This window comes from Enterobacter sp. TMH.L2 (genome assembly GCF_050847315.1).
In the GTDB taxonomy this organism is placed as follows: domain Bacteria; phylum Pseudomonadota; class Gammaproteobacteria; order Enterobacterales; family Enterobacteriaceae; genus Cedecea.
In genome coordinates, this window is the sequence record NZ_CP193791.1 from 2,145,468 (window position 1) to 2,168,221 (window position 22,754).

22 protein-coding genes are annotated in these 22,754 nt (G+C 54.2%); 12 read left to right on the top strand and 10 right to left on the bottom strand.

What is annotated here, in order from left to right:
- The first annotated feature begins 40 nt into the window (after nucleotides 1-40).
- The 5 genes from cysB to acnA all read left to right on the top strand — a co-directional run bounded on the left by cysB (nucleotide 41) and on the right by acnA (nucleotide 4,822).
- Nucleotides 41-1,015: an HTH-type transcriptional regulator CysB gene (gene cysB, locus ACREYP_RS10380; protein ID WP_008461319.1), complete on the top strand. Its 975-nt coding sequence runs from the start codon at nucleotides 41-43 to the stop codon at nucleotides 1,013-1,015.
- 344 nt (nucleotides 1,016-1,359) lie between these two features.
- Nucleotides 1,360-1,488 (top strand): YmiA family putative membrane protein, encoded by a 129-nt coding sequence (locus ACREYP_RS10385; protein ID WP_008461320.1) that lies wholly within the window; start codon nucleotides 1,360-1,362, stop codon nucleotides 1,486-1,488.
- Nucleotides 1,489-1,490: 2 nt separating this feature from the next.
- A complete protein-coding gene (locus ACREYP_RS10390) occupies nucleotides 1,491-1,661 on the top strand; it encodes a YciX family protein (RefSeq protein WP_157141453.1) in 171 nt (56 codons plus the stop codon).
- Between the two features lie 158 nt (nucleotides 1,662-1,819).
- Nucleotides 1,820-1,918 (top strand): small membrane protein YmiC, encoded by a 99-nt coding sequence (ymiC, locus tag ACREYP_RS10395; protein ID WP_273969969.1) that lies wholly within the window; start codon nucleotides 1,820-1,822, stop codon nucleotides 1,916-1,918.
- Nucleotides 1,919-2,146: 228 nt separating this feature from the next.
- A complete protein-coding gene (gene acnA / locus ACREYP_RS10400) occupies nucleotides 2,147-4,822 on the top strand; it encodes an aconitate hydratase AcnA (RefSeq protein ID WP_336818194.1) in 2,676 nt (891 codons plus the stop codon).
- A gap of 48 nt (nucleotides 4,823-4,870) precedes the next feature.
- On the opposite strand, the gene ribA is transcribed toward acnA, so the two are convergent.
- Nucleotides 4,871-5,461, bottom strand: a complete 591-nt coding sequence (gene ribA / locus ACREYP_RS10405) for a GTP cyclohydrolase II (protein WP_008461322.1) — start codon at nucleotides 5,459-5,461, stop codon at nucleotides 4,871-4,873.
- A gap of 206 nt (nucleotides 5,462-5,667) precedes the next feature.
- Here ribA and pgpB point away from each other — a divergent pair, with 206 nt between their 5' ends.
- From pgpB to yciH, 5 genes are all read left to right on the top strand, one after another.
- A complete protein-coding gene (pgpB, locus tag ACREYP_RS10410) occupies nucleotides 5,668-6,432 on the top strand; it encodes a phosphatidylglycerophosphatase B (RefSeq protein WP_008461323.1) in 765 nt (254 codons plus the stop codon).
- A gap of 140 nt (nucleotides 6,433-6,572) precedes the next feature.
- The gene (locus tag ACREYP_RS10415) at nucleotides 6,573-6,878 is read left to right on the top strand and encodes a LapA family protein (RefSeq protein WP_008461324.1); all 306 of its coding nucleotides are present in this window, start codon (nucleotides 6,573-6,575) and stop codon (nucleotides 6,876-6,878) included.
- A gap of 6 nt (nucleotides 6,879-6,884) precedes the next feature.
- The gene (gene lapB, locus ACREYP_RS10420) at nucleotides 6,885-8,054 is read left to right on the top strand and encodes a lipopolysaccharide assembly protein LapB (protein ID WP_008461326.1); all 1,170 of its coding nucleotides are present in this window, start codon (nucleotides 6,885-6,887) and stop codon (nucleotides 8,052-8,054) included.
- Nucleotides 8,055-8,247: 193 nt separating this feature from the next.
- On the top strand, nucleotides 8,248-8,985 hold the full coding sequence (gene pyrF, locus ACREYP_RS10425) for an orotidine-5'-phosphate decarboxylase (RefSeq protein ID WP_008461327.1): 738 nt from the start codon (nucleotides 8,248-8,250) through the stop codon (nucleotides 8,983-8,985).
- On the top strand, nucleotides 8,985-9,311 hold the full coding sequence (gene yciH, locus ACREYP_RS10430) for a stress response translation initiation inhibitor YciH (protein WP_166873417.1): 327 nt from the start codon (nucleotides 8,985-8,987) through the stop codon (nucleotides 9,309-9,311). The genes pyrF and yciH overlap by 1 nt, the downstream gene beginning before the upstream one ends.
- 130 nt (nucleotides 9,312-9,441) lie before the next feature.
- Here the strand turns inward: yciH and osmB are convergent, their stop codons facing one another.
- The 4 genes from osmB to ACREYP_RS10450 form a co-directional block, all read right to left on the bottom strand.
- Nucleotides 9,442-9,660 (bottom strand): osmotically-inducible lipoprotein OsmB, encoded by a 219-nt coding sequence (gene osmB, locus ACREYP_RS10435; RefSeq protein ID WP_008461331.1) that lies wholly within the window; start codon nucleotides 9,658-9,660, stop codon nucleotides 9,442-9,444.
- 259 nt (nucleotides 9,661-9,919) lie between these two features.
- The gene (yciT, locus tag ACREYP_RS10440) at nucleotides 9,920-10,678 is read right to left on the bottom strand and encodes a DNA-binding transcriptional regulator YciT (protein WP_336818196.1); all 759 of its coding nucleotides are present in this window, start codon (nucleotides 10,676-10,678) and stop codon (nucleotides 9,920-9,922) included.
- Nucleotides 10,679-10,720: 42 nt separating this feature from the next.
- Nucleotides 10,721-13,153: a formate C-acetyltransferase/glycerol dehydratase family glycyl radical enzyme gene (locus tag ACREYP_RS10445; protein WP_498881334.1), complete on the bottom strand. Its 2,433-nt coding sequence runs from the start codon at nucleotides 13,151-13,153 to the stop codon at nucleotides 10,721-10,723.
- A 5-nt stretch (nucleotides 13,154-13,158) separates the two neighbouring features.
- Nucleotides 13,159-14,058, bottom strand: a complete 900-nt coding sequence (locus ACREYP_RS10450; protein ID WP_336818198.1) for a glycyl-radical enzyme activating protein — start codon at nucleotides 14,056-14,058, stop codon at nucleotides 13,159-13,161.
- A gap of 136 nt (nucleotides 14,059-14,194) precedes the next feature.
- Here ACREYP_RS10450 and fsa point away from each other — a divergent pair, with 136 nt between their 5' ends.
- Nucleotides 14,195-14,857, top strand: coding sequence for a fructose-6-phosphate aldolase (gene fsa, locus ACREYP_RS10455; protein WP_166992106.1), 663 nt, complete (start codon nucleotides 14,195-14,197; stop codon nucleotides 14,855-14,857).
- 44 nt (nucleotides 14,858-14,901) lie between these two features.
- On the opposite strand, the gene yciZ is transcribed toward fsa, so the two are convergent.
- Nucleotides 14,902-15,084 carry a protein YciZ/DeoL gene (yciZ, locus tag ACREYP_RS10460; protein WP_008461338.1) on the bottom strand — a complete coding sequence of 61 codons (183 nt, stop codon included), beginning with the start codon at nucleotides 15,082-15,084 and terminating at the stop codon, nucleotides 14,902-14,904.
- 222 nt (nucleotides 15,085-15,306) lie between these two features.
- Here yciZ and ACREYP_RS10465 point away from each other — a divergent pair, with 222 nt between their 5' ends.
- Entirely contained in the window at nucleotides 15,307-16,176 is an 870-nt protein-coding gene (locus tag ACREYP_RS10465; RefSeq protein WP_008461339.1) for a crotonase/enoyl-CoA hydratase family protein, read from the top strand.
- On the opposite strand, the gene pdeR is transcribed toward ACREYP_RS10465, so the two are convergent.
- From pdeR to fabI, 4 genes are all read right to left on the bottom strand, one after another.
- The gene (gene pdeR / locus ACREYP_RS10470; protein ID WP_166873431.1) at nucleotides 16,173-18,164 is read right to left on the bottom strand and encodes a cyclic di-GMP phosphodiesterase; all 1,992 of its coding nucleotides are present in this window, start codon (nucleotides 18,162-18,164) and stop codon (nucleotides 16,173-16,175) included. The genes ACREYP_RS10465 and pdeR overlap by 4 nt on opposite strands.
- A gap of 195 nt (nucleotides 18,165-18,359) precedes the next feature.
- Complete coding sequence (locus ACREYP_RS10475) at nucleotides 18,360-20,294, bottom strand: exoribonuclease II (RefSeq protein ID WP_166992109.1); 1,935 nt, start codon at nucleotides 20,292-20,294, stop codon at nucleotides 18,360-18,362.
- 85 nt (nucleotides 20,295-20,379) lie between these two features.
- Nucleotides 20,380-21,555 (bottom strand): CMD domain-containing protein, encoded by a 1,176-nt coding sequence (locus ACREYP_RS10480; protein ID WP_336818199.1) that lies wholly within the window; start codon nucleotides 21,553-21,555, stop codon nucleotides 20,380-20,382.
- Nucleotides 21,556-21,766: 211 nt separating this feature from the next.
- Nucleotides 21,767-22,558, bottom strand: a complete 792-nt coding sequence (fabI, locus tag ACREYP_RS10485; protein WP_039294025.1) for an enoyl-ACP reductase FabI — start codon at nucleotides 22,556-22,558, stop codon at nucleotides 21,767-21,769.
- Between the last annotated feature and the right edge of the window lie 196 nt (nucleotides 22,559-22,754).

The window sequence follows — 22,754 nt, forward strand, 5'->3', positions numbered from 1 at the left end:
CGCCCATTGCGCCGGGGCCTTTGACCCTGGACGGTAAGCTATGAAATTACAGCAGCTGCGTTATATCGTTGAAGTCGTAAACCACAATCTTAATGTCTCTTCTACGGCGGAAGGGCTCTATACCTCTCAGCCGGGGATCAGTAAGCAAGTTCGTATGCTGGAAGACGAACTGGGAATACAAATATTTGCCCGAAGCGGAAAACACCTGACCCAGGTTACGCCAGCGGGACAGGAAATTATCCGTATCGCCCGTGAAGTGCTGTCGAAAGTCGACGCCATCAAATCCGTTGCCGGAGAACACACCTGGCCTGACAAAGGCTCGCTCTATGTGGCGACAACCCACACACAGGCCCGTTATGCGCTGCCTGGCGTGATTAAAGGCTTTATTGAGCGTTATCCTCGGGTTTCACTGCATATGCATCAGGGCTCGCCGACGCAGATTGCAGAGGCGGTTTCCAAAGGCAATGCCGATTTTGCTATCGCCACCGAAGCGCTTCATCTTTACGATGACCTGGTGATGCTGCCTTGCTACCACTGGAACCGCTCCATTGTGGTTACGCCCGATCACCCATTGGCTTCGAAAGAGTCGGTTAGCATCGAAGAGTTGGCGCAGTATCCGCTGGTCACCTACACCTTTGGTTTCACCGGCCGTTCCGAGTTGGACACTGCTTTTAACCGTGCAGGGTTAACGCCGCGAATCGTCTTTACCGCCACCGATGCCGATGTGATTAAAACCTATGTTCGCCTGGGACTCGGAGTAGGGGTCATTGCTAGCATGGCGGTAGATCCGATTTCAGACCCGGATTTAGTCCGTATCGAAGCCCAGGGCGTATTTAGCCACAGCACGACGAAAATAGGTTTCCGTCGCAGCACTTTCCTGCGCAGTTATATGTATGATTTTATTCAGCGTTTTGCGCCACATTTAACCCGTGACGTGGTGGATACCGCCGTGGCATTACGCTCGAACGAAGATATTGAAGCGATGTTTAAAGATATAAAATTACCCGCCAAATAATTCCCCAGGGTATCTTCGGCACATCCGAAGATACCCGAGTCATTATTAAACAAGAATTAAACGCATTTCTTCGTCTATTCCCATTCCCGTAAATAAGCCACATCCTGCTAATGGTTATTGTGTCGCAATTAAGAGACACAGCTAGTAAATAATTCGTGGTTGCGCAAACCTGGCGTTTCGATTATTTATTTCAGGTCAAAAGATTAAATCTTTTCTCCTGCTTATTGCGCAATTTTTCTGGCTTTTGAGCTAGAGTTTCTTTAGGATTAATCCCAACTGGCGATTAGTTATACCGATTGTTTAGAAACGTTACGATAAGTGGTGTCGATTGTATGAGGCTAGCAATGTCATCAGGCAGTGAGGAATCGCAGCAGGATCCATCCCTGAAACGTAAGGCATGGATGGCGGTGTTTTTGGTGTCAGCCTTGTTCTGGCTGGTTGTGGCGCTGGTTGCCTGGCATTTTTGGGGGTAGCTATGTCTACTCGGGATAGGGGTCCTGCACCTAAAGTTGTGGCCCGCAACAGCGGCAAACCACGAAAAGACGTTAAGAAAGAGGGAAGCACGCCACCTGAAGGCTGGACGCTGACGAAACAGCAGCAGGCCTTTATTGATTTGTTTTCTGAAGACGATAGCAAAAAACAATAAAATCGTTATTGAATTGTTTATTTTTTCTGCGGAATTAAACGTGCTTTTTATTTGCCGCAGGGCAACCTGTTATTCACTAATAATTACACACAGCAATACATTCTGGTGATTGCTTAATTAAGCAGTCTTGTTGCATATAGTCACATTGAGTTAACTCTATGAATAATCACAATGCCGTGAAATATTGGTCATGGATCGGTGCTTTCACGCTGTCTGCCTTGTTTTGGGTAGAAGTGCTGCGTGTCTTCGCGAATTAATCTTCGTTGAGTGGCTGAGCGCCGCTGTCTTACTGCTTCGAATAATCCTCCCGATTCGCCTCTCGCCCCGACATTCCGTTGGGGCGTTTGTTTATTCACGGTTTATTCCCTTCGCCTCATTTATCAATTTGGGTTGTTATCAAATCGTTACGGCAGGTTTGTGTTATCTTTAATAGTGACCCTGCGAATAATCAGGGCACTCGCTATCCCTGTCATAAAGGAGGAGCTATGTCGTTAACCCTACGCGAAGCCAGTAAGGACACTCTACGGGCGCTAAATAAAACCTGGCATTACTACAGTTTGCCGCTGGCCGCAAAAGAGCTGGGGGATATCAGCCGGTTACCTAAGTCGCTAAAAGTTTTACTGGAGAACCTGCTGCGCTGGCAGGATGAAGACTCCGTCACCCGCGAAGATATTCATGCCCTGGCCGGCTGGCTGAAACAGGCCCACGCCGACCGCGAAATTGCCTATCGTCCTGCCAGGGTTCTGATGCAGGACTTCACTGGCGTACCGGCGGTGGTCGATCTTGCCGCAATGCGTGAGTCCGTTAAGCGCCTCGGCGGTGATGTGGCGAAAGTTAACCCGCTTTCCCCGGTCGATTTGGTGATTGACCACTCGGTGACCGTCGACCATTTCGGCGACAACGATGCCTTCGAGGAAAACGTTCGTCTTGAAATGGAGCGCAACCACGAGCGCTATGTCTTTCTACGCTGGGGCCAGCAGGCCTTCAGCCGTTTCAGCGTTGTGCCACCCGGTACCGGCATTTGCCACCAGGTGAACCTTGAGTACCTGGGCAAAGCCGTCTGGAGTGAAGAACAGAACGGCGAACTTGTCGCTTACCCTGACACGCTGGTTGGCACCGACTCGCATACCACGATGATTAATGGCCTTGGCGTGCTGGGCTGGGGAGTGGGCGGTATCGAAGCTGAAGCGGCGATGCTGGGCCAGCCGGTATCTATGCTGATCCCCGATGTGGTCGGCTTTAAGCTTGAGGGCAAACTGCGGGAAGGGATCACCGCGACGGACCTTGTGCTGACCGTCACCCAGATGCTGCGTAAACACGGCGTAGTGGGCAAATTTGTTGAGTTTTACGGCGACGGGCTTGATTCGCTGCCGCTCGCCGACCGGGCAACTATCGCCAACATGTCTCCAGAATACGGTGCGACCTGCGGTTTCTTCCCGATCGACGGCGTAACGCTGGAATATATGCGCCTCAGCGGGCGTAGCGAAGAGCAGGTGGCTCTGGTTGAAGCTTACGCTAAGGCGCAGGGCATGTGGCGCAATACGGGGGATGAACCCGTGTTTACCAGCACGCTCTCTTTAAACATGCATGACGTTGAGGCAAGCCTGGCCGGACCAAAACGCCCGCAGGATCGTGTCCCGCTCGGCGGAGTGCCAAAAGCGTTTGCCGCCAGCAACGAGCTTGAAGTCAACGCTTCCCACAAAGATCGTCATCCGGTCAGCTACACGCTGGCGGGCGAAGAGCATCAATTGCCGGATGGCGCCGTGGTGATTGCCGCTATCACCTCCTGTACCAACACGTCAAACCCCAGCGTGCTGATGGCGGCAGGGTTGCTGGCTAAAAAAGCCGTCAGTCTGGGGCTGAAGCCGCAGCCCTGGGTGAAGGCCTCGCTTGCGCCGGGATCTAAGGTGGTCTCGGATTATCTGGCGAAAGCCAAATTAACCCCATACCTTGATGAGCTGGGCTTTAACCTGGTGGGTTACGGCTGTACTACCTGCATAGGCAACTCTGGTCCGCTGCCCGATCCTATCGAGCAGGCGATTAAAAAAGGCGATCTTACCGTGGGCGCGGTGCTTTCCGGCAACCGCAACTTCGAAGGCCGTATTCACCCGCTGGTGAAAACGAACTGGCTGGCCTCACCGCCGCTTGTCGTCGCCTACGCGCTGGCTGGAAACATGAACATCGACCTGACTAAAGAGCCATTAGGGCAGGATAAAAATGGCGCTGACGTCTACCTGAAAGACATCTGGCCGGGCAGCCAGGAAATTGCTGCGGCTGTCGCGCAGGTGACTACCGAGATGTTCCACAAAGAATATGCTGAAGTGTTTGAAGGTACCGAAGAGTGGCGCAGCATTGAGGTGGCGCGATCGGCCACCTACGGCTGGCAGGACGACTCAACCTATATCCGACTGTCGCCGTTCTTTGACGAGATGGGCGCCGAGCCAAAACCAGTGGAAGATATTCACGGGGCTAACGTGCTGGCGATGCTGGGGGATTCGGTCACTACCGACCATATTTCCCCGGCGGGGAGCATTAAACCTGACAGCCCGGCGGGGCGCTACCTGCAGGGGCATGGTGTAGAGCGCAGAGACTTTAACTCCTACGGTTCGCGTCGCGGTAACCATGAAGTCATGATGCGCGGGACCTTTGCCAACATTCGTATTCGCAACGAGATGGTGCCAGGCGTTGAAGGCGGCATGACGCGGTTACTGCCGGGTGAAGAAGTTCTGTCTATTTATGACGCTGCAATGCGTTACAAAGCGCGGGGCATTCCGCTGGCGGTGATAGCCGGGAAAGAGTATGGCTCCGGTTCAAGCCGCGACTGGGCGGCCAAAGGCCCTCGCTTGCTGGGCGTCCGGGTGGTCATTGCCGAATCGTTCGAACGTATTCACCGCTCGAACCTTATCGGCATGGGCATTTTACCGCTGGAGTTCCCTCAGGGCGTCACGCGAAAAACGCTGGGGCTGACGGGGGAGGAAAAGCTGGATATTAGCGGGTTAAACCAACTGAAACCTGGCGCCAGCGTGCCGGTTACGCTGACCTTTGCCGACGGGCGCCAACAGGTCATTGATTGCCGCTGCCGCATTGATACCGGCAATGAGCTGACCTATTTCCGTCACGACGGCATCCTGCATTATGTGATCAGGAATATGCTGAAGTAAGAAACGACAAAGCCCCTGAAAAGGGGCTTTTTTACGAGATGAGCGTCTTTACTCAGACAGCAGATGGCCCATTTTGGCGGCTTTAGTGTCGAGATAATGCGCATTTTTCGGGTTACGGCCGACGATGAGCGGGACGCGCTCAACAATGTTGATCCCGGCTTCAGTCAAAATTTCGACTTTTTTCGGGTTGTTGGTGAGTAAACGCACGGCATCCACGCCCAGCAGCTTGAACATGTCGGCGCACAGCGTAAAGTCACGTTCGTCGGCGGCAAAGCCGAGCTGGTGATTAGCCTCTACCGTGTCGTAGCCTTTATCCTGCAGCGCATAGGCTCGTATTTTATTCAGCAGCCCGATATTACGGCCTTCCTGGCGATGGTAAAGCAGCACGCCACGGCCTTGTTCAGCAATGTGGGTTAGCGCGGCTTCAAGCTGGAAGCCGCAGTCACAGCGCAGGCTGAACAGCGCATCACCGGTCAGACATTCGGAGTGGACGCGCGCGAGCACGGGCTCTTCACCGCTAATATCCCCGAAAACCAGGGCAACATGATCCTGCCCCGTTGCCACTTCTTCAAAACCCACCATCAGGAAATCGCCCCAGGGGGTTGGCAGTTTGGCTTCTGCCACACGTTTAAGCTGCATGTGATTCTCCAGGTACTTATTTTGACACCGTGGTGTCTGCCAGAAGTCTGGCCTGTACGTTAATGTCAGATATTTTGCCATAACGCGCGGTCGTTCGCTTCATTGACAGATTAAAAAGCCATTTTTGCCAATGACGGCATCGCGGTTTAACCTTCCTGGGCATTTTTCGGTTATTCTTTAAAGGCTTTCATTATCATGAGGTTTTCATGCAGGCAATAGCAAAACGCATCACCGCAGGCACAACGCTTCTGTTAATCATGCCGTTAATCGTCTGGTTCAGCGGCTGGGAATGGGCCCCTGGGGGCGATGAAAGCGTGTTAAAAATGCTTTATTGGGTCACTGAGACCGTGACGCAGCCCTGGGGAGTCATTACGCATGTTGTGCTTTGTGCCTGGTTTCTGTGGTGCCTGCGTTATCGCCTTAAGCCTGCGCTGATGTTATTTGCTATCCTCGCTGCCGCTATCCTTATAGGTCAGGGCATTAAGTCCGTTATCAAGAACAAAGTGCAGGAACCCCGGCCATTCGTCGTCTGGCTTGAAAAAACTCACCATATCACTACCGACCAGTTCTACACTTTAAAGCGTACTCAGCGTGCGGAACTGGTGAAAGCGCAGCTGGAAGGGCAGGATGAAATTCCCGGGTGGTTACGTAAACACTGGCAGTTCGAAACCGGCTTCGCTTTTCCTTCTGGTCACACGATGTTTGCTGCCAGTTGGGCGCTGTTGGGCGTAGGATTACTTTGGCCGCGCAGGCGGACGTTTACGCTGGTGGTATTGTTGTTATGGGCAACGGGCGTAATGGGAAGCCGACTGTGGCTGGGCATGCATTGGCCGCGTGACCTGGTAGTCGCCACGATTATCTCTGGTTTGTTAGTTATTCTGGCGACCTGGCTGGCGCAGCGCTGGTGTGGGCCGCTGACTCCGCCTGCAGAAGAAGACCAGGAAATAGCCGAACGGCATGAAAAAAGTTGAGAATAGTGTTTTAACCCCCATTTCTTATGCATTCGGGGAGGTTAATGGATTCCCCGGTTTCGCCTGAAATGGTAGTTTATACCTCCGGGACTCATTTTTGGCATAGCTAAGCCAGCTGTGACCACATAACGGGATGTCATGTGAAATATTTACTCATTTTCTTACTGGTACTTGCCATCTTTGTGGTGTCTATCACTTTAGGGGCGCAAAACGATCAGGTTGTGAACTTTAATTACCTGTTAGCGCAAGGCGAGTACCGGGTGTCTACTTTGCTGGCGACGCTGTTTGCGGCAGGGTTTATTCTTGGATGGCTGATTTGCGGTCTGTTCTGGCTGCGCGTCCGTGTGTCCCTGGCCCGTGCTGAGCGAAAAATTAAACGTCTTGAGCAACAGGTTACCCCTACTACTGATGTTTCGGCGCCCGTTGTGCCGGCCGTGAAGGAATAATCTTTTATGTTGGAACTGCTGTTTCTGCTGTTACCCATTGCAGCCGCTTATGGCTGGTATATGGGGCGCAGAAGTGCGCTGCAAGACAAACAGCAGGAGGCCAGTCGCCTTTCTCGCGACTATGTCGCCGGGGTGAACTTCCTGTTGGCTAACCAGCAGGACAAAGCGGTTGATCTGTTCCTCGACATGCTTAAAGAGGACACCGGCACCGTTGAAGCTCACCTCACGTTAGGGAATCTCTTCCGCCAGCGTGGCGAGGTTGATCGGGCTATCCGTATCCACCAGTCGCTGATGGAAAGCGCGTCGTTGAACTACGACCAGCGTCTGCTTGCCGTACAGCAACTCGGCAAAGACTACATGGCCGCCGGGCTTTATGACCGCGCCGAAGATATGTTCAGCCAGCTTATCGACGAAACCGACTTCCGCATCAGCGCGCTGCAGCAGCTGCTGCAAATTCACCAGGCAACAAGCGACTGGCAGAAAGCCATCGACGTGGCCGAACGGCTGGTTAAGCTCGGCAAAGACAAACAGCGTGTGGAAATCGCGCACTTCTACTGTGAACTTGCGCTGCAAAACATTGGCAATGACGACACGGACAAGGCCATGTCCCTGCTTAAAAAAGGGGCGGCTGCAGATAAAAATTGCGCCCGGGTCTCCATCATGATGGGGCGTATTTTCATGGAAAAAGGCGAATATGCCAAAGCGGTAGACTCGTTAAAACGCGTAATTGAGCAAGATAGCGAACTGGTCAGCGAAACGCTGGAGATGCTGCAGGTGTGCTATCAACAGCTAGGCAAACCTGACGAGTGGGAAACTTTCCTCAAGCGTTGCGTGGAAGAAAACAGCGGGGCAGTGGCAGAGCTTATGCTGGCGAGCATTCTCGAGCAGCGCGAAGGCGCTGAAACGGCTCAGATGTATATCAACCGTCAACTGCAACGGCATCCAACAATGCGGGTATTCCATCGTCTGATGGATTACCACCTGCATGAGGCGGAGGAAGGGCGAGCGAAAGAAAGCTTGATGGTACTGAGGGATATGGTGGGCGAGCAAATTCGCACCAAGCCCCGCTATCGCTGTCAAAAATGCGGCTTTACTGCCTACACCATGTACTGGCATTGCCCATCCTGCCGCGCCTGGTCAACGGTGAAACCAATTCGCGGGCTGGATGGGCAATAGCCCGCGTTTTTTAAAAATCCATACTTTAGTTACAACATACTATTAAATACTTCATCGCCCCCAGCTTCACCATCGTGCAACTTTCGCTTAGCAGGGGGCAATCGCGGCTGTAAATTTACCTGGCTGACGAGTAGAATGCTGCCGTTTAACTTTTTTGCGCCGCGCTGGTGCCCAACAGTCAGAAGGTTTTGCCATGAATTCAACTGCGTCATCCTCCTCCCGTGTTGCCACTGAATCGCCGATAGTCGTTGCTCTTGATTATGATAATCGCGATAGCGCCCTGGCCTTTGTCGACCGTATCGACCCGCGCGACTGCCGTCTGAAAGTTGGGAAGGAGATGTTTACCCTGTTTGGTCCACAGCTGGTGGGCGACCTGCAACAGCGCGGGTTTGATGTCTTCCTCGATCTGAAATTCCACGATATCCCGAACACCACCGCGCGGGCCGTGGCGGCTGCTGCAGAAATGGGCGTGTGGATGGTCAACGTTCATGCTACGGGTGGAGCCCGAATGATGCGTGCCGCAAAAGAAGCACTTGCCCCATTTGGGAAAGATGCGCCGTTGCTGATCGCCGTTACCGTTTTGACCAGCATGGAAGCCAGCGACCTGTCCGATCTGGGCATTACCGCCAGCCCGGCAGACTATGCCGAGCGTCTGGCGACGCTGACCAAAGAGTGTGGCCTGGACGGCGTAGTGTGCTCTGCGCAAGAGGCGGTACGTTTTAAGGCGGCGTTAGGCCGAGAATTCAAGCTTATTACCCCAGGCATTCGCCCGATGGGCAGTGATGCCGGCGATCAGCGCCGCATCATGACACCGCAGCAGGCTCAGCAAGCCGGAGTAGACTTTATGGTCATTGGGCGTCCGATCACCCAATCGGCTGACCCGGCGCAGACTTTGCGCGATATTCGCGCCTCGCTGGTGCAGGGGGCTTGATGAAAGACAATAACAGCCGGCTGGTTTACTCCACGGAAACCGGGCGTATAGACGAACCTAAAGTTGAAGTTCAGCGCCCAAAAGGCGACGGCATTGTACGCATTCAAAAGCAGACCAGCGGCCGCAAAGGGAAGGGCGTATGCCTGATTTCTGGTATTGATGCCGACGATGCGACGCTGGCAGCCATTGCTGCGGAGCTGAAAAAGAAATGTGGCTGCGGTGGCGCGGTCAAAGACGGCGTGATTGAAATCCAGGGCGATAAGCGCGATTTGATAAAATCATTGCTTGAAGCGAAAGGCATGAAAGTGAAACTCGCGGGCGGGTAATTCGGAATAATATTAATTATTGGGCCACGGCAAATACCGTGGCCTTTTATTTTTACTGCTGTTAGTCAGACCTGAAAATTAACACGTAATGAATTCGTCAAAGCGAGTTAGCTTTTGCTGGCGTCCTGCCTTATTTACCCACCTGGTGACCGATAATACCGCCTACTGCCGCACCGCCAAGCGTACCCAGCGTGCTGCCGTCGGTCAGTACTGCGCCACCCAGCGCACCGGCACCTGCGCCGATTGCCGTGTTGCGGTCACGCTTAGACCAGTTAGAACATGCACTCAGGGACATTGCGAGGGTAATAGCCAGCATTGCAGCGGCCACTTTTTTGTTATTTAAGGTCATCATACTTTCTCCAGAATAATTGATTCACGGAAGCCAGTCTCAGGTAAGTATAGTAAGAATTCACCACTTTACCGGGCGGTTCGTGAAACGATGTCGCGATATAAGCTTAAAAAAGGGCAGGTGCGTTTATTACTCCCTGTTATATCGCTAAATTCTATTCTATTTTTTCCGTATGATTAACACAGGTAAAAACTCTTAATTCCAGCGTGGGAATATTCTGAGAGAGAAGAAGCCCGCGCGCGGCACGGGCAGCAGAGACTTAGACGGTGGCGTAGGGGTCAACAATATCCACCTGCAGGTGGACTGCTTTCAGTTGCTCCAGCGTCTCCTGGCTAATTGCGGCGTCGGTGATAACGCGGTTGAAGCGTGAAATCGGGCCCAAAGTATACGGATGCACGTTGCCAAACTTGCTGCTGTCCGTCAGCACAATGGCCTCGCTACCTTTCTCCAGCACAGAATTCACCACGTCGGTACGCAGCATATCGCGCCCGGTAAAACCGGTTTCCGGCAAGAAACCGTCGATGCCGATAAAAGCCTTACTGAAATGCAGCTGCTGGATAAACTGGCGGGTAAGCGGCCCGACCATGCTTTCGCTTTTCTTCTGATAGATTCCGCCGACCAGAATGACTTCACAATCGGTGTCTTTCAGCAAATGGGCGATGTAGCTGCTGACGGTGATCAGCGTGACCTTTTTTTGCTCCGCCAGAGTACGGGCGAGAAGCGCGTTGCTGCTGCCGTTTTCGATAAACACGGTTTCACCATCACTCACCAGCGAGGCGGCATATTGCGCAAGCTGCAGCTTGAGGGTGTAGTTGTTCATCATGCGAGTTTCAACATCATCGCTATCCAGCGGGACGGCAAAACCATGCGTGCGACGAAGGTAATTATTTTTTTCCAGCAGGTTCAAATCCTGGCGGATGGTGACTTCTGAAACGCCGGTTGTTTTCGCCAGAGAGGCGACGCTAACCCGGCCTTGATCGATAACCATCTGCAGGATAATTTGTTGTCTTGAGTTCATGTCAGCCAGTAGTCAGGCGGGGGGATTAACCCCGCCTTCTCGTCAAAGAGTATGTTCCGTGCGGGCTATAATATCATCCTGCGCGTCAGGAGATAAGGCCGTAAAGAAGGCCGAGTATCCTGCAACCCTTACCACCAAATCTCGATATTTATCAGGATTTTGTTTGGCTTCCAGCAGTGTTTCGCGGGAGACAATGTTGTACTGAACGTGCCAGCCCTTGTGTGATTCGAAGAAAGTGCGCAGCATAAACATTAATTTTTCACGATCGCGCGGATTATCTAACGTTGAAGGATTCAGTTTTTGGTTCAATAAAACACCGCCGAGGATTTTATTGGTCGGCAGTTTGCCCACGGAACTGATGACCGCGGTAGGGCCAAGATGATCGGTCCCGGACGCGGGGCTGGCGCCTTCTGCCAAAGGTGTATGTGCTCTCCGGCCATCCGGTGTGGCCATTGTGGCTGCGCCAAACGGCACGTTTGCTGAAATAGAAGAGGTTCCCGCGTAGTATGTTCCGCCAACAGGACCACGGCCAAAGCGCGTGTTGTGATAGCGCTTAAGTTCATCAATGTAGGTTTGATAGGCGCGGGCGAGCAGCATATCGACATCGTCATCGTCGTTGCCGTATTTTGGCGCGCCGTTGATTAGGCGCTGGCGAAGCTGCTCGCCGCTCAGCCCGACAAAATCGTTGGCCAGGGCATCCGCCAGCTGTTGCTGCCCGATGATGCCCTGTTCAAAGACCAGTTTTTTTACGGCTGAAAGGCTATTCCCAAGATTGGCAATCCCGACCTGAAGTCCTGAAACCCAGTCGTATTTGGCGCCACCTTGCTTGATACTTTTGCCTCGTTCAATGCAATCATCCACCAGCGCCGAACAAAGAATATCGTGCGCGTTTTCTTCCAACACGGTATCTACCACGCATTCGATCTCGATCGATTTTTGCGTGTAATAACGAATTTGCTCGTCCCAGGCGTCGAGGACTTCGTCAAACGAAGTGAAATTGCCTTCAGACAGCGCCTTTTGCTGTGGGAGGAAAATGCTTCCGCTGGTGGCATCCTGACCATGTTCAAGGCTTGCCAGCATCACGCGGGCAAAGTTGATGAAGCTCATGCCGGTGCAACGGTAGCCCCATTTTCCGCCGACGGCGGTTTCAATGCAGCCGATAGCCGCATAGTCATAAGCATCTTCCCGGCTGACGCCAAGCTTAATGAATGCCTCGATAACAATTTCATCATTGTTAAACGCCGGCATGCCGAATCCGCAGCGAATCACCTGCACACAGGCATCAAGGAAGTCGCTGCTCATCCCGGCGTGATAGCGAACGCTGAGGTTAGGCTGCGTTGAGCGCAGGCGGCCGCAGGACTCAAGAATGGCGTAGGAGAGCGGGTTAACGGCATCCACCGCGACGCCGTGCAGCAGCGTTTGTCCTCCGATGGTGACGTTTTGGTAAAGCGGGCTGCCGGCGGAGGCTTTTGAATGCGAGCCGGAGCGAATTTTATTCACCTCAAGCAGCTTCAGCCAGCAGCTTTGCAGCAGTTCAATGGCCTGTTCCCGGCTGGTGGTTTGCTGTAATTCTACATCCCGGCGGTACCACGGATAAAGGTACTGATCGAGCCGACCAAAGGAGACGGAGTGCCCGTTGGATTCAATCTGCAGTACAAGCTGAACGAAATAGCTGAGCTGTAAAGCCTGCCAGAAAGTGACCGGCGGATTGCTGGCGATATGTTCGCAGTTTTCAGCGATCGCCAACAGTTCATCCCGGCGTGCCTCTCGTTTTTCGTCGGAGGCCATTTTCTTCGCCAATTCTGCGTAGCGTAATATATGCTCGCTCAGGGCAACAAAAGTCATATCAATGGCTTTCAGGAACTGCTCTTTGTGCAGGTCGTCCCAGTCGGTAAGTTGCAAACGCCCGCGTCGCTCGGCGACTTTATCACGCAACCCGCTAATACCCAGCTCAAGCAGCAGCGGGAAATTCACCGCCAGGTGAGCGTCGCCGGAAGTCATATTGCCTTCGGCTTTTATGATCCCGGTCGCCAGCAGTGCCTTTTGCTCGTCGGTAAACATGCCATAACAGCGATCCTGCACCGTCTGTCCGCGCCACCAGGGGCAAACTTCATGCATGACCGCTTTATCCGCGTCGGAAATTGAAAACCCGGCGCCAGGACGGTCACCAAGCTCGTCGATTTCGCTCTCAATCCAGCCCACGGTATATTCCGGGAAGAACGGCGCCCCACGGACATGGCTGGCCTGATTCCCGACGATCAGCTCGTCATGTTTGATCCAGATAGTTCTCTCCGACAGATGATGGGCCAGCGCCATCGCGCGGCGAACCGGCAGCGGTTTATCCTGATGCTGCTGGTATACGGCAGTGTAGTGGCGGGCACGCTCGGTGCAGACCGGCGGCTTCACGATATGTATCAGCGCTTCTTTGTGCGCCTTTATACGTGGGCTGAGAAAATTCAGGTTCAGTTCGGTCATGATGATTATCCTCTAATCCAGGCTGTCATGCCTTTTTGGCTGGCGTACTGTTCGGCGAAGTGCAGAAGGTCTGGTGCATCAAGCGGCCCGCTGGCGGCCAGGTAGGGCTGCTCCAACAGGGTGTATTTGTTAATCCCTAAGGTGTGATAAGGCAGAAAATGGATAGATTTCGCGCCAATTTCGTCGGCGGCAAAATCGCTGATGGCGCGGATGGAACGTTCATCGGCGTTAAAATCGGGAATCAACGGCACGCGGATGGTCATCTCTACGCCGCGGGCGGTCAGCTTGCGAAAGTTATCCATCACGCGTTCGGCGTTGCCGTTGGTCCACTGCTGAAAGCGCGCTTTGTCTACGTGCTTAAGATCCGCCAGCAGCAAATCCAAAAAAGGTAATGAAGGCGTAATGTATTTCCAGGGCACGTGCAGGCAGGATTCCACGGCAGTATGCAGGTCGGCCTCTTTACTGCGCTGTAGCAGTTCCCGCGCCAGCTCCGGCTGCATAAAAGGCTCCCCGCCGGAAAGCGTAATCCCCCCTCCGCTGCGAGCATAAAAAGGTTTATCGCGCAGCACTGTGGCCATAATAGAATCCGCCGTTTTTACTTCACCGCAGACGGTCAACGCCTGGGTAGGGCAACACTCTCTCAGCGCATTGATAGCGTTGGGGTTGAGTTTGCCACGGGCAATAACCAGTTCGCTGTCTACACGGGAAACCACGTCCGGTACGGCCTGCTGGCAAAGTTCGCAGCCGGCGATGCACAAACGGCGGTCCAGCAAAACGTCGCATTCACGGCTACGGCTTTCGGGATTCTGGCACCAGCGGCAGCCCAGCGAGCATCCTTTCAGGAAGACCACCGTGCGGATCCCTGGGCCATCGTGCGTGGAGTAGCGCTGAATATTGAACAGCATGGCATTTTCTCTCTTTGTTTCTTTCGTAAATTAAATTACTTTCGAATGAAAGTTATATTGATATTGATCAGCTAAGCAATCGACAGTCGGGTTATGATGCGGTCAATGAGAGATGACTCTAATTCTGGAGAGCGTAATGGAACTGTATTTAGATACCGCAGATGTTGCCGCCGTTAAGCGTCTTGCCCGTGTTCTGCCGCTGCAGGGCGTAACCACCAACCCTTCCATCGTTGCCAAAGCGGGAATATCCCTGTGGGAAGTGCTGCCTGCACTGCAGGACGCGCTGGGGGGCGAAGGTCAGCTGTTTGCTCAGGTGATTGCGAACCAGGCTGATGAAATGGTGAAAGAGGCACAGCTGCTAACCACGCGGGTACCGGGGCTGGTTGTTAAGGTTCCCACTACGCCGGAAGGCCTGGCGGCACTTAAACAGCTTAAAGTCCTCGGGATCCCAACGCTGGGTACGGCAGTTTATGGCGCGACGCAGGGGCTACTGGCCGCGCTGGCGGGCGCTGAATACGTTGCGCCTTATGTGAACCGGCTGGATGCTCAGGGCGGGGACGGGATTCAGATGGTACAGGATCTCCAGCAGCTTCTGACGCTGCATGCCCCTGACGCGAAAGTGCTGGCGGCCAGCTTCCGCACGCCGCACCAGGCGATGTCATGCCTTCTGGCCGGCTGCGAAGCGATCACGCTGCCGATTGATGTGGTCGAACAGATGCTGGTCACGCCTGCGGTGACGGCGGCGATAGACGGGTTTGAAAAAGACTGGCAGGGGGCTTTCGGCTCGTTAACGCTCTAATCATTTATGGCCACCGTTCGCGGTGGCCTATATTTCCAAAAGAATTAAATTTCCCAGGGCGATTTTTTTTGCTCGCCGTCCTGCTTGTTTTCATCGTTATTTATGCTCAGCAATTCCGCTTTAAGGATCTCAAGGTTGTTTATCGCGGAGGCATAATCTTTGGCAACCAGAATATCCAGCACGGTATCAATACGTTTGGCAAGCTGCTGCGGATCCAGTGTTGGCATTGTTAATCCTGTCTGTGTTAGGGAATGAATCATTCGCCCATAATGCAAAAAATAGCCGATAAAGAGAAGGGCACTCGGCGAATTCTTAGCCTTATTCTTCAATAAATTATCGCACAACATATAAGCATTAATTATTAATCCTTACGCTGCATTCATCAAACTACAGCCGTGGATTAGTCTGATCCTGCGATGACCGCACATTCATTTAATGAGGATCTGGCTATGACAGTTATCAACCAACCAACCTGCAAACTCTTTACTGACACTGCACGTTTTACTCAACTGTCTGGATATTACGAAGAAGAACGCCGTACAGTCTGGATGATGCTTCGTGCCCGCCCGCGTCCCTGCTTCAATCACGGACTTATCGAGGAAATAATGAACCTGGGATATATCGTCCAGAAGGCCGGATTTAAAGTCGATTTCTGGGTTACCGGCTCGCTGGTCCCCGGAATGTACAATACCGGCGGCGATTTAGGCTTTTTTGTGGAAACTATTCGTAATGGGCGTCGGGAAGCACTCCGCGCTTATGCCCGCGCCTGCGTGGACTGCGTGCACGCTGCGTCTCGCGGTTTTGATACGGGGGCGATCAGCCTGGCGATGGTCGAGGGCAGTGCGCTTGGCGGCGGATTTGAGGCGGCGCTCGCGCACCATTTCCTGCTGGCACAGCGCGATGCCAGGCTGGGATTCCCGGAAATTGCCTTCAACCTGTTTCCCGGGATGGGGGCGTACTCTTTGGTTGCTCGCCGTTCGGGCATGAAACTTGCTGAAGAGTTGATCTATAAGGGCGAGTCCCACACGGCGGAATGGTACCAGCAGTATGGGCTGGTGGATCAGCTGTTTGAGCCGGGGCAGGGATACCTGGCCACGCGCACCTTCATCGATACCCTCCAGCCTAAACTTAACGGCGTGAAGGCCATGCTGCGCGCGCGACAGCGCGTGTTACAGCTGCCGCGCTCAGAGCTGATGGACATCACCGAAGACTGGGTGGATGCCGCATTCTGCCTGGAGGACAAGGACATTGCCTATATGGAACGGCTGGTCATGCTGCAAAACCGGCATACGTCGACGGCTCTGCGTAAAGCGGGCTAGCGCTTTGTTCTGGCCTGATAGCGCTTAAACCAACGCTCGAACACGGCAGCGGGCATTGGTTTTGCAAATAAGAACCCCTGCCGTTCGTTGACGCCGTTCTTGGTAAGAAAGGCGTCTTCTTTTTGGTTTTCCACGCCCTCGGCGATCACCTGTAAATTCAGCGCCTGCGCCACGGCCACGATGGCTCTCACCAGCGACTGAGACACGGAATGTTTATGCACGTCGCGCACAAAAGACTGATCGAGCTTAATGGCGTCGATAGGGAAGCGCGCCAGCTGCGATAAGGACGAGTATCCCGTGCCGAAGTCATCCAGATGCACCTGCGCTCCCAGTTGACTGAATTGCTTGATAACCGACAGCGCCAGCTCTTCGTTCTCGATAAGACAGCTCTCGGTCAGCTCAACGTCAATCGGGCAATATTCAAAATTCAGATCCTTCAGCGCTTGCTTGAGATCGCTAAAAATAGTCTGATCGGCGAGCTGGCGGGCGGACACGTTGACCGCCACGCGGAGATTAATGCCTTTGTCCCGCCACTTCGCCACCTGCTGCACAACGCTAACCATCACCCAGCGCCCTAGCGGCACAATCAGGCCAGACTCCTCGGCATAGGAAATAAAGCCATGAGGAGGAATCAGACCCCGTTCGGGAGACTGCCAGCGCACCAGCGCTTCCAGGCTACGGACTTCGCCGCGCCAGGTCATCTTGGGCTGGTAATGGATCACCAGTTGATCGTTATCCAGCGCTTTACGCAGATTGGTATCCAGCCACAAATACTCAAATACCCGCTGGTTCATCTCGGGAGAGAACACGCAAAACTTCCCGCGGCCGCTCTCTTTGGCGGTGTACATGGCGGTGTCGGCGTTACGAATCAGATTCTCTCGTTCATCCCCGTGCTGCGGGGCGAGAGAGATACCCAGCGAACAGCCGCTATAGACCTCAATCAGGCCGATCCTGAAGGGCTGCTTCAGGCGGGTCAGAATGCGGGAAGACATCGCTTCCAGCGAGCCCTGAGAGGTGTTTGTTGCCAGCACAATAAATTCATCGCCTCCGAGGCGCGCCAGCACCTGGCCTTCTTCGAGGCAGCTTAAAATCGCCAGCGACACGGCCTGCAATAGCTGATCGCCAAACATGTGGCCGTAGGCATCGTTCACTTTTTTAAAGTTATCGAGATCCAGATAAACGATGCCGACCTGCGTGTCGCCCCGTTTGGCGATGGCCTCGGTGATCAGGTCGTAAATGGCGTTGCGGTTAGGCAGTCCGGTGATGGTATCGGTATTGGCCAGCACCCGCAGTCGCTCCTGCGCGCGGCGCTCTTCGGTAATGTCGGTGCCGGAGCAAATCAGGTAGATTTCGTTTTTGCCGCTGCCGCTGTGGACAAACTTGTTGCGGAACAAAAACAGCCGCTGGCCTTTACGGGTTTTGACCCAACGTTCAACTTCATAGGAGCTGCCATTGCGAAAAAATCCGCTGATATTGCGCTTTGAGGCGGCGGCTTCGCTGCGGCTCATAAACAGCTTGAAGACATTCTGACCGATGACCTCATGCTCTTTCATCCCGGTGTATTCTTCACTTAACCGATTGAAGCGCTGGATATTTCCCTGTTTATCAAGAATAACAATGACTGAATTCGCTTCAGAGACAACCTGCTCGGCAAAAGAGAGGCCCTGGACCAGGTCGCGAGCCACCGAATGGGTGTCGTGCCAGGCCGAGGCGGTGCCCGCCCACTCGCGTTTAGACACTTTGCGGCCGACCATATGCACCGGGACTTCTATGCCGAACAGCGACAGCGTCATGGTCAGGCTGGAGGTAATCACCGTCATCTGACGAATTTCGTCGGCCTGTATCATGTCCAGCGCCACCACCTGGCCGGTGTCTGAATCTTCACTGGCCGCCAGCTGAAGGGCGTTGCTGTCCGCCGGTAGACGCCAGTAGGGGCTGGTCGTCCCCAGGTAACGATAAAGCAGGTTCTGCTCCAAATCGTCTTTCATTCGTGCTCCTGAGCCTCAGGGGAAAATATCACCTAAATCTATTATTTATAGTAGCAACAGACGGCCGATGTTAAAGCCCCGGTAAAGAGGAAAAGATCTTGTTTTTGCAGAGGATGTGCAATATATCGGCACATTGAGATGACAGAAATGAAAAAGCCGGGCAGAGCGCCCGGCTTTATAGGGTGAAAATCAGGATCAGGCCGCAGGGCGAGCGATAACGCTGCGCGTTTCCATGCGAACTTCCGCGATGGTCACGTCGATAACGTCGGTCACTTTATAAACGACTTCGCCCTTGATCTGCACGGTGCCGTTTTCCTGGCTGCAAACCAGCTCATCACGTACCGCGTGAATGAACGGTGCAGGGATAAACGCCACGGCCCCGTTGTCCACCAGGCGTACGCGCATCCCGCCGCGGCTAACATCGATAATCTCTGCTGCGAAGCGAGTATCGGTGCCGGCTTTCGGGCTCAGGAAGCGAGCGTACAGCCAGTCGCCCACGTCACGCTCGGCCATCCGGTTCAGACGGCGACGTTCCGCCATCTGGACGGTGGTTTCTTCCGCTGGACGCGTCGCCGCTTCGCCTTTAATAATCGCTTTCAGCAAACGGTGGTTAACCATATCGCCGAATTTACGGATTGGGGAAGTCCAGGTGGCATAGGCTTCGAGACCAAGGCCGAAGTGCGGGCCAGGTTCGGTGCTGATCTCGGCGAACGACTGGTAACGGCGAATGCGGCTGTCCAGGAACCCGGTAGGCTGAGCGTCCAGTTCGCGGCGCAGTTTGCAGAAACCTTCCAGCGTAAGGACTTCCTGCGCGTCCACGGTGATGCCGTGGGTTTGCAGCATGGTTGCCAGCTGTTCAGTATTGGCCGGATCGAAACCGGTATGGACGTTATAAATCCCGAAGCCCAGTTTCTCGCGCAGCACGATGGCCGCACAAACATTAGCCGCAATCATCGACTCTTCAACGATACGGTTTGCGATACGACGCGGCTCGGCCACGATATCCAGCACTTCGCCTTTCTCGCCCAAAACAAAGCGGTAGTCAGGGCGATCTTTAAAGACCAGAGCGTGGGTCTGGCGCCATTCGCTGCGGGTCAGACAAACGCGATGCAGCAGGCGAATTTGCTGTGCAATGGCGTCGCTCTGCGGCTGCCAGCCACCTTTCTCTTCCAGCCAGTCAGAGACTTCGTCATAAACCAGCTTGGCTTTGGACTCGATATTGGCGGCGAAGAAATGAATGTCGCTGGCGATAGCGCCGTCCTGCTCAATGGTCATGCGGCAGGCGAGGACAGGGCGGACAACGTTGGCACGCAGGGAGCAGAGATCGTCTGACAGCTCGCGCGGCAGCATTGGAATGTTGAAGCCAGGCAGATAGTTGGTAAAGGCACGAATTTTGGCGATGCCGTCGAGTTTGCTGCCTTCTGCGATCCACGCCGTTGGGTCAGCGATGGCCACGGTCAGCTGCAGTTTGCCGTCGGCAAGTTCTTCAACGTACAGCGCATCGTCCATATCTTCGGTGCTGGCGCTGTCGATGGTGACAAAATCCAGCGACGTTAAGTCTTCGCGCACCAGGCCGTCGTCAAGCATCTCGGTGGCGACGCCGTCCGGCGCTTCGCGTTCAAGATTGTGACGTGACAGTGTCACCCACCACGGCGCAAGATGATCGTCGCCGAAGGTGATGAATTGCGTTAACTCGGCATAGAAGCCACGATCGCCCTTTAGCGGGTGACGGCGCATTTCAGCTACCGCCCAGTCACCGTTCTGGAAGTCATGGGTCACGTCGCGAGCTGCGCGGCACTGAATGGCATCTCTCAGCAGCGGATGATCCGGCACAATTGACAGGCGGTCGTCTTTTTTCTGAACGCGGCCAACAAAACGCGTCAGGAAAGGTTCGATAAGCGTTTCCGGCTCGGCGGACTCACGATCTTTATCGGTGTGGATGACGGCGCTGATACGGTCGCCGTGCATCACTTTTTTCATCTGCGGCGGCGGAATAAAGTAGCTTTTATTCGCATCGACTTCGAGGAAGCCGAACCCTTTTTCCGTGCCTTTCACCACGCCTTCAGCGCGTGGAGTCTGAGAATGCAGTTGCTGTTTTAGCTGCGCGAGCAGCGGGTTATCCTGAAGCATATCGTTTCGTTTTCGTGGCCAAAAGAGCGGCTGACAGTTTTACGCGAAACCGTACCTTGCGGCAAGCGCTGATTGCCGTGAAGGCTTATGGATTCAGCGCTTGAGCGGTATTTCCCAGGCCAATTTTCAGGCGGTTTATCCACCCGGCCAGCCCGGCACTAACCAGTAATTTCAGCACCTGCTGCTCGCTAAAACCTTGCTCATACAAAGGTTGAATCTGCGCGGCGCTAAATCTGTCCGGGGCGCGGGTTAACAGCTGCACGGCCTGAATAATCGCTTTTTCACGAGGGTGATTGTGACTCCAGGCGTTAAGCGCCCGTTCCCCGTTGCGCATCGCGTCCGGTAATCCAGCATCTCCCTGCCAGGCCGCCGCGGCATCGCTAAAGCAGGCGGCGCTGCCGTTAATCCGTGACGTCAGCATCACCACCAGCAGCGCATCGTCTGGTTGCTGCGCGGTGGTCTGCCAGAACAGGCGGGTAAGCTGGCTGAGGTAAGACAGCGCCCGCTCATCGTGAGCAAGCAGCCAGGCAATATCACGCAGCGTGCGCAGCGGCTGGCTGATGCTCAAGACTTCCAGCTGTTCCGCCCGGGCATAGCGCATTTCAACGGGCGCCAGCCCCGGAAGCCAGTTGACCGGGTACGGCGTAAACAACGCAGATTCCGCGTCCTGTTGCCCGTCCAGCCCCGGCAGCCAGCGAACGGGCAGCCCCTGCAGTGCTTGCCAGACGGCAATAGCGCGCGCCTGGAAGCCCACGAAGCCGATAATCTGGGTAAAGGAGACAATATCGTCCACCGAGAGGCTGCATTCATCCAACTGCGCTAAGGCGCTATCGTCGATAAGCGTCGGCTGGCTGGCAAGCTGGCGGGCAAACTGGGTGATCTGAGTCAGGCGACGGTTGCTTTCGCGGGATGAGTCGGGGCCGGGCTGGGGAGCAAGGCGAGCGGCATAGTGGTTACACAGGCGCTGGACCCCGTAGACCTGCGCAACGGTCAGCGCCGTGCTCAGGCGATCGTAGCTACTCAGGGTGTGTAAACGCGTCACGTTAATCCTTTCCGGCAGCAGCACATCGGCTACCGCTCGGGCGGCATCAAGCCACGGGGCTTCAACAATCAATTGTGCTTCAGAAGGGGCTACATCAAGCAGAAAGCGGTCTTCAACCTGCGCTGCTTCGGGAACTAAAGGCAGTACATCCGCCGGGCACAGACTGGACTGGGTTTCATGATACCAGTGGCTTTTACCAGAAAAGCGGCGTTGTTCCATGGTCGTTCCTTGGTCAAAAAGTTTGCAGACCCGGATACAACGTGGAAGCCGGGCCTGGTTCGCTGTTTTATCCTGGCGCAAGCTCGGGAGGTGACAAAAGAATGATCGGTGATAATAAATATCGGAAAGGTATAACTAAATCGGATTCAGGGGAGGAAAGCAGGGGGAAATAGCGAAGCGGGCCGCAGCCCGCTTCGCTCAGGAACAGAAATTAGTCTTTCAGTTCCAGCTCGTTCATGGCTGCGATGCTGAAGCCGCCGTCAACGTGAACCACTTCCCCGGAGATACCGGCAGACAGGTCAGAACACAGGAAGGCTGCGGAGTTACCCACGTCTTCAATGGTTACGGTGCGACGAATCGGGGTAACGGCTTCACAGTGGGCCAGCATTTTACGGAAGTCTTTGATGCCGGAAGCGGCCAGAGTACGGATTGGGCCAGCGGAGATGGCGTTCACGCGCACGCCTTCTGGACCCATGGCATTAGCCATGTAGCGAACGTTAGCTTCCAGAGACGCTTTGGCCAGGCCCATAACGTTGTAGTTAGGGATTGCACGCTCTGCGCCCAGGTAGGACAGGGTCAGCAGGGCGGAACCTGGGTTCAGCATTTCACGGCAAACTTTCGCCATGGCAACGAAGCTGTATGCGCTGATGTCGTGGGCAATTTTAAAGCCTTCACGGGTAACGGCGTTCACGTAGTCGCCATCCAGCTGATCGCCAGGGGCGAAGCCAATGGAGTGAACGAAACCGTCAAATTTCGGCCAGCTTTTCGCCAGTTCGGTAAACAGCGCTTCGATGCTCTCATCTTCAGCCACATCGCAAGGCAGCACGATGCTTGAACCCAGCTCGGCAGCAAAACCTTCCACACGGCCTTTCAGCTTCTCGTTCTGGTAGGTGAATGCCAGCTCGGCGCCTTCGCGGTGCATCGCCTGTGCAATACCGTAGGCAATGGAGAGTTTACTGGCGACGCCAGTGATCAGAATGCGTTTACCGGTAAGAAAACCCATAGCTTTAATCCTTAATAGTCATTGTTGTTGCGGCCAGCAGGTGAAAAAACAGGCAGGCCGACGTTAAGACCGGGCGATTCTAACATGACTCCCGCGTAAGCGTTAATCCGACCACTTTTCCACGTCATAATTTGAGCCGCAGGGATGTTGGTTGCACGCCCATTTCTCAGTCACTTACTTCAGTAAGCTCATGAAA